The following is a 6,073-nucleotide window of genomic DNA, read 5'->3' on the forward strand; positions in this document are numbered from 1 at the left end:
GGGCAAGAACCTTGCGCACGGCGGGGCGCGCCTCGACGCGGCGGCTGTTGTCGAGGATCGCCGGGAACTGGGCCGTGTCGACCCCGTCGCCGGGCAGCCAGCCGAACAGGGTGTAGAGGTAGGCGTCGCAGACCGAGAACCGCTCGCCCAACACCCAGGGCCCTTTGAACATCCGGTCCTCGATCAGCCGGAAGCAGGCGATCTCGTTCTTCGGCACGGCCGCGGTCATCGCCGCCTGGGCGGCGGTATCGTCCGTCCAGCGGTAGCCGCGGTGCTTGTGGGCGTGGGCGACGTGCACCGTCGCGCAGAGATAGGAATTGAACGCGTGCGCCTGGGCCCGCTCCCAAGCGTCCACCGGAAGCAGCCCCGCTGCGGGGTGCGCCTCGGGAATGTAGGACAGGATCGCCGGGGTCTCGGTGAGCACGCCCAGATCGGTGACCAGGGCCGGCACCCGTCCCTTGGGATTGATCTCCAGGTATTCCGGCGTCCGCTGGTCGAAGGCCTTGGTGTCCATCACCACCAGCTCGTAGTCGGCGCCGGCCTCCTCGAGTGCGATCAGCGAGGCCAGGGAACACGAGCCCCAGGCGTGGAACAGCTTCAGCATCAGCTCACTTCTCCTTCACGGCGCTTCAGCCAGGCGCGCGCTCCCAGTCCGATCCCGACCCAGGCCGCGGCGATCGCCGCCAGCCAGAGCGTGTCCTTGCCGATCTCGCCGCGCAGCACCCGGAAGATCGAGCGGCCAGCGAAGGCGGTCAGCGCGATCTTGGGCACGATGCCCAGCGCCGTGCCCAAGGTGAAGTCGACCACCCGCATCGGCGTGACGCCCGCCGCCATGTTGACCACGATGAAGGGCGCCGAGGGCACCAGGCGCACGATGAAGCTCGCAAAGAAGCCGTTCTTGGCGATCAGCGTCATGAACCGCGCCAGCCCCGCGCCGGAGAACCGCTCCAGCGCCTTCGCACCCGCCGCGCGGCCGAGATAGAAGCCCACCAGGGACGAGGCCATGGTGCCGATCCAGCTATAGGCGCAACCCAGTTCCGGCCCGAAGGCCACCACCGCCGCGGCGATCAGCATGATCTGCGGCACGCCCACGAAGGCCAGCACCGCGAAGGCCGCCACCGCCGCCGGCAGCGACCAGGGTCCCGACGCCGGCCGCATCCAGGTCTGCACGGTCGCCGCCCCGTTGAAGCCCAGCGCCGGCGCCCCGAACACGAACACCAGCCCCACGCCGCCGAACAACAGGAAGGACACCAGCAGCGTCCGCCACGCCTGGGCGTCCATATTCGACAGGACCTGGAGAAGCCGGCGCATGCAGCGCCTCAGGTCGCCGATCGGTGAAGATGGGTCAAGCCGGGTTCACCCAACCGGCGGCTTGGGCTAAAGCCTCGCCGTTCCGTCCAACCGAACCTTCGGGAGCCAAGAAGCCCGCCATGTCGCTTGAATCCACCGCCCTGTCGCGCGTCAAGCCGTCCGCCACCCTGGCGGCCGACCAGAAAGGCCGCGAGCTGAAGGCGGCCGGGCGCGACATCATCTCGCTGGCCGCCGGCGAGCCGGACTTCGACACCCCGGAGAACATCAAGGAAGCGGCCATCAAGGCCATCCGCGACGGCAAGACCAAGTACACCACCGTCGACGGCATCCCGGAGCTGAAGGAGGCCATCGTCGCGAAGTTCCAGCGCGAGAACGGCCTGGCCTACAAGGCGAGCCAGGTGAACGTCTCGCCGGGCGGCAAGCCGGTGATCTGGAACGCCATGATCTCGACGCTTAACCCCGGCGACGAAGTGGTGATCCCGACGCCCTACTGGGTCAGCTACTGGGACATCGTGCGCCTGGCCGGCGGCGAGCCCAAGGCGGCCCCGACCACAGCCGAGAGCGGCTTCAAGCTAAGCGCGGCCGACCTCGAGGCGGCGATCACGCCCAGGACCCGCTGGCTGTTCCTGAACTCGCCGTCGAACCCGTCGGGCGCGGCCTACACGCGGGCCGAGCTGAAGGCGCTGGCCGAGGTGCTGCTGCGCCATCCGCAGGTCTGGATCCTCACCGACGACATGTACGAGCACCTGGTGTTCGGCGACTTCGAGTTCACCACCATCGCCCAGGTGGAACCCGCGCTCTACGACCGCACCCTGACCATGAACGGGGTCTCCAAGGCCTATGCCATGACCGGCTGGCGCATCGGCTACGCGGCGGGGCCGGAGCCGTTGATCAAGCTGATGGCCAAGGTGATGAGCCAGACCACGTCGAACCCCTCGTCGATCTCGCAATGGGCGGCGGTCGAGGCGCTGAACGGGCCGCAGGACTTCATCAAGCCGAACGCCAAGCTGTTCGAAAGCCGGCGCGACCTGGTGGTCTCCATGTTGAACCAGGCCCGCGGCATCCATTGCCCGACGCCGGAGGGCGCCTTCTACGTCTATCCGTCCGTCGAGGCGCTGATCGGCAAGACCGCGCCGTCCGGCAAGGTCATCGAGAACGACCAGGACTTCGCCGTCGAGCTCCTGGAGACCGAGGGCGTCTCGGTGGTGTTCGGCGCGGCGTTCGGCCTGTCGCCCTTCTTCCGGATCAGCTACGCGACCTCCAACGCCGCGCTGGAGGACGCCTGCTCGCGCATCCAGCGGTTCTGCGCGGCGGTGAAATAGGGCTGGCCCTAAGGCTTCTGGCCGGGGTTCCAGCTTGGGGTGAAGCTGCTGTTCGCCAGCCATGTGACCGGCGCGACCATCGAGCCGATCACCCGGTCCATCAGGTTCAGGTCCACATGGGCCAGGTCGTCGCTGGGGTCGTGGTAGGTCGGCGGGATCGGCCAGGCGCTGACCGTCTGGGCGACCACGCCCTTCTGCGCGAGGGCATAGTTGTCGGAGCGCTGGAAGAAATTCTGCTCCGGATAAGGGTCGGCGACGATCTTGGCCCCATGCGCGGCCAGGGTCGGGCCGAGGTTCGAGCGCTCCCAGCCGGTCATCATCATGAAGCCCGGGTGCTTGGGATCGTCGACGCCGATCATCTCGAATTCGATGTTGGCGGAGATGTCGTTGGTCATCATCGGCGGATGCGCCAGGAAGGCGCGCGCGGCCAGGCCGCCCTCCTCCTCGCAGCCCCAGAGGGCGAAGTAGACCGCGCGCTTGGGCTTGCCGCCCTGGCCCAGGATGCGGGCGAACTCCAGGACCGCCGCGGTGCCCGAGGCGTCGTCGTTGGCGCCGTGGTAGATCACCCCGCCCCGGACCCCCAGGTGGTCGTAGTGGGCGCTGAGCAGGATGGCGTGATGGTCGGCGTCGGGCGCCGCGCCGCGCAGCACGCCCAGGACGGCGTAGGTGGTGCGCTCGCGCGGCGGACCTTGCGGCGCGCTGAGCGTCGCCTCGCCTTCGGGGAGCTTGCGCAGGGCGGCCATGGCGTCGGCCTTGGCGAAGATCACGACGCCAGAGTTGCGGACGCCGCGCTCGATCCCGTCGATCTGGGTGCGGCCGGGCGGGCGCGTGGAGATGTCGTCCCAGTGTCCCCGGATCTCGTCGCTGACCGGGACGACCACCGCCACGGCGCCGGCTTTCAGCAGGGCCTGCATGCCGGAGGCGTCGTAGATCGGGCTGTCGTAGACCACCAGCTTGCCCTTGACCGCGTCGGTCGCCGCCTTGGCGTCGGTCAGGCGGATGAAGGGCGCTTGCAGCGAGGGCGGCGGCTCCATGGCGGCCATGTCGCGGCCTTGCGCCAGGGTGACATGCGTCGCGCCGCTGACGAACTCCAGGCTGGGCGGCGAGGCGGCGGTGGGCGTGGAGAGCCGCACCGGCATCAGGTAGTTGTCCGGGCCGATGCCCGGCGCGGCGCCATAGCGTTTCAGGGTGTCGGCCACGAAGTGGGCGGCGGCATGCTCGTCCTCGGTGCCGCAGCCGCGGCCGCGCAGCTCATCGCCCGCCAGGCGCTGCATGTTGGTCTTGACGCACTCGGCGCAGACGGCGGGCCGTGCGGCTTCGAGCGGAAGCGGCGCGGCGAACGCGGCGGCCGAGGTCAGGGCCGCCGCAAACAGGACTTGGACCTTCACCGTCTCTCCCGATCATCCGTGGGCGGATGCAAGCGACGGCGTCGCTCCGTGCCCGTGGTCAAGGTGGCATGGGGCGCGTGAGTCCGGCTAGGGCCGATGCGACGAGTGTAAGTCGACGAGCGCGTCAGTGCTTGGTGCGCCAGCCCGCCTTGGCGGCGTCCTTGGTCATGTTCAGGCGCACGGTGTCGTCGTCGATCATCTCGACCCACGTCAGCGGGATCATGTGATGCTTGAGGCCTGCGGCGATGTCGAGCTTGGTCAGTTCGATCTCGTCGCCGATCACCTTGTCCACGCGGCCGACATGCTTGCCGTCGGAGCCCTCGACTTCCATGTGCTCGCGAATCTGGGATGCCTGGATCACGTCTCGTCTCCTCTGAGGCCTTGAGGCTTGGGAAACGGCAGGGCCCGTGGGAGGTTGCGCCATGGTCGAACCGATCAACCTGAACAAGGCCCGAAAGGCCCGCGCCAAGGCCGAGGCCAAGGCCCAGGCGGCGCAGAACCGCGGCGTCTTCGGCGTGAAGAAGGCCGAGCGGACGGTGTCCAGGCTGGAGGCTGAGCGGGCGCGGCGGCAGTTGGACGACGCCAAGCGCGAGGATTAGGGCGTCCGGAAGGAGTCCCGCAGGGCCTTGACCCTCGTATTGAGGTCGGCGACCTCGTCGACCGTCATGCCCGACTTGCCGTAGAGGGCCTCGGCCAGGGTCTTGGTCTGCGCCCGGACCGCGCGGCCCTGGTCGGTCAGGCGGACCCTCACCTGCCGCTCGTCGGCCGGATTGCGCTGGCGAACCACATGCCCGGCCTGTTCGAGGCGCTTCATCAAGGGCGTGATCGTGCTGGGTTCGAGGTCGAGGCGCGCCGCGATCCCGCCGATGGTCTGGTCGTCCTCCTCCCACAGCACGCACAGGACGAGGTACTGCGGATAGGTCAGGCCCAGCTTGTCCAACCAGGGCTTGTAGACCCGGCTCACCGCCATGAAGGCGCTGTACAGCCCGAACCCCAGCTGGCGGTCCAAGGGCAAGGGAAACTCGAGGTCCACAGTCGCTCCCGGGTTCATGACGACAAAAATCATTATCGCGATAAAAAATGTCTGGACAAGCGGTTTTTTACCGGGCTTATCTTTTGATTATCGCGATAACAGTTATCGCCAACAGACAGGGAGAAAGACCATGAGCGCGACCACGAACACGATCCGCAACGTCGTCCTGGTGCACGGCGGTTTTGTCGACGGCTCCGGCTGGGAAGGCGTCTCCAGCCTGCTCACGGCCAAGGGCTACAACGTCTCGATCGTGCAGAACCCAACCACCTCGCTGCCGGCCGATGTCGCGGCGACCAACCAGGTCCTCGACGCCCAGGACGGCGACGTCATCCTGGTCGGCCACTCCTATGGCGGCGTGGTGATCACCGAGGCCGGCCGCCATCCGAAGGTGAAGCGCCTGGTCTACATCACCGCCTTCGCCCCCGACGCCGGCGAGTCGGTCGCCTCGCTGATCGCCAACCCGCCGCCCGGCGTGTCCGGCCCGCCGATCCTGCCGCCACAGAACGGCTTCCTGTTCCTCGACAAGGCGAAGTTCGCCGCCGCCTTCGCCGCCGACGTGGCGCCGGAGAAGGCCGACTTCATGGCCCGCTCGCAGGTCCCTTGGGGCGTCGAGGCCCTGCAGGGCGCGGCGACCGAGCCGGCCTGGAAGACCAAGCCCAGCTTCTACCTGGTGGTCACCGAGGACGGCATGATCCCTCCGCCGGCCCAGCGGATCATGGCGGCGCGCGCCGGCGCCACGGTGCGGGAGATCGTCGGCAGCCACGCGATCTACGTGTCGAACCCGCAGGTGGTGGCCGACCTGATCGAACAGGCCGCGTAGACCACAGCGAGGCCGTCCCGCGGCTCGCCAAGGCATGGGGCCCCGAAGGCGACTTCGGGGCCCTTGGTCTGTCCGATGTCGCCGACCGGCGAGCTAGGTGTCGAAGCTACGAAGGTTGTTCACCCGGGATCGGGTTGAGAGAGTGGGGTTGCGAAGCTCCAACCTCTAACCGGGAGACCCCGGATGAACGTCCATAAGA

At 68.3% G+C, this 6,073-nt stretch carries 8 protein-coding genes; 3 read left to right on the forward strand and 5 right to left on the reverse strand.

Annotated features, from left to right (window positions below):
* A partial coding sequence (locus tag E8A49_RS19855; protein ID WP_293385751.1) for a glutathione S-transferase family protein occupies positions 1–604 on the reverse strand: 604 nt, incomplete at its 3' end.
* Positions 604–1,311: a TVP38/TMEM64 family protein gene (locus tag E8A49_RS19860; protein WP_293385753.1), complete on the reverse strand. Its 708-nt coding sequence runs from the start codon at positions 1,309–1,311 to the stop codon at positions 604–606. The genes E8A49_RS19860 and E8A49_RS19855, both read right to left, overlap by 1 nt.
* Before the next feature lie 119 nt (positions 1,312–1,430).
* Here E8A49_RS19860 and E8A49_RS19865 point away from each other — a divergent pair, with 119 nt between their 5' ends.
* Positions 1,431–2,633 (forward strand): pyridoxal phosphate-dependent aminotransferase, encoded by a 1,203-nt coding sequence (locus tag E8A49_RS19865; protein ID WP_293385755.1) that lies wholly within the window; start codon positions 1,431–1,433, stop codon positions 2,631–2,633.
* 8 nt (positions 2,634–2,641) lie between these two features.
* Here E8A49_RS19865 and E8A49_RS19870 read toward each other — a convergent pair whose 3' ends face one another.
* Positions 2,642–4,021, reverse strand: coding sequence for a M28 family peptidase (locus E8A49_RS19870; RefSeq protein WP_293385757.1), 1,380 nt, complete (start codon positions 4,019–4,021; stop codon positions 2,642–2,644).
* Positions 4,022–4,145: 124 nt separating this feature from the next.
* Positions 4,146–4,382: a DUF2171 domain-containing protein gene (locus E8A49_RS19875; protein ID WP_293385759.1), complete on the reverse strand. Its 237-nt coding sequence runs from the start codon at positions 4,380–4,382 to the stop codon at positions 4,146–4,148.
* Positions 4,383–4,443: 61 nt separating this feature from the next.
* Here E8A49_RS19875 and E8A49_RS19880 point away from each other — a divergent pair, with 61 nt between their 5' ends.
* The gene (locus tag E8A49_RS19880) at positions 4,444–4,620 is read left to right on the forward strand and encodes a DUF4169 family protein (protein ID WP_293385761.1); all 177 of its coding nucleotides are present in this window, start codon (positions 4,444–4,446) and stop codon (positions 4,618–4,620) included.
* Here E8A49_RS19880 and E8A49_RS19885 read toward each other — a convergent pair.
* Positions 4,617–5,054 (reverse strand): MarR family transcriptional regulator, encoded by a 438-nt coding sequence (locus tag E8A49_RS19885; RefSeq protein ID WP_293385763.1) that lies wholly within the window; start codon positions 5,052–5,054, stop codon positions 4,617–4,619. The two genes, E8A49_RS19880 and E8A49_RS19885, sit on opposite strands and share 4 nt — an antisense overlap.
* 130 nt (positions 5,055–5,184) lie before the next feature.
* On the opposite strand from E8A49_RS19885, the gene E8A49_RS19890 reads away from it, so the two are divergent.
* Positions 5,185–5,874, forward strand: a complete 690-nt coding sequence (locus E8A49_RS19890) for an alpha/beta hydrolase (RefSeq protein WP_293385765.1) — start codon at positions 5,185–5,187, stop codon at positions 5,872–5,874.
* Positions 5,875–6,073: the final 199 nt, after the last annotated feature.

Origin of the sequence: Phenylobacterium sp. (assembly GCF_004799515.1) — a bacterium.
GTDB lineage: Bacteria > Pseudomonadota > Alphaproteobacteria > Caulobacterales > Caulobacteraceae > Phenylobacterium.

What these genes read in the sequence shown, in the direction of transcription:
- E8A49_RS19860 (WP_293385753.1), bottom strand. Translation starts at nt 1,311, where the DNA reads ATGCGCCGGCTTCTCCAGGTCCTGTCGAATATGGACGCCCAGGCGTGG.
- E8A49_RS19865 (WP_293385755.1), top strand. Translation starts at nt 1,431, where the DNA reads ATGTCGCTTGAATCCACCGCCCTGTCGCGCGTCAAGCCGTCCGCCACC.
- E8A49_RS19880 (WP_293385761.1), top strand. Translation starts at nt 4,444, where the DNA reads ATGGTCGAACCGATCAACCTGAACAAGGCCCGAAAGGCCCGCGCCAAG.
- E8A49_RS19890 (WP_293385765.1), top strand. Translation starts at nt 5,185, where the DNA reads ATGAGCGCGACCACGAACACGATCCGCAACGTCGTCCTGGTGCACGGC.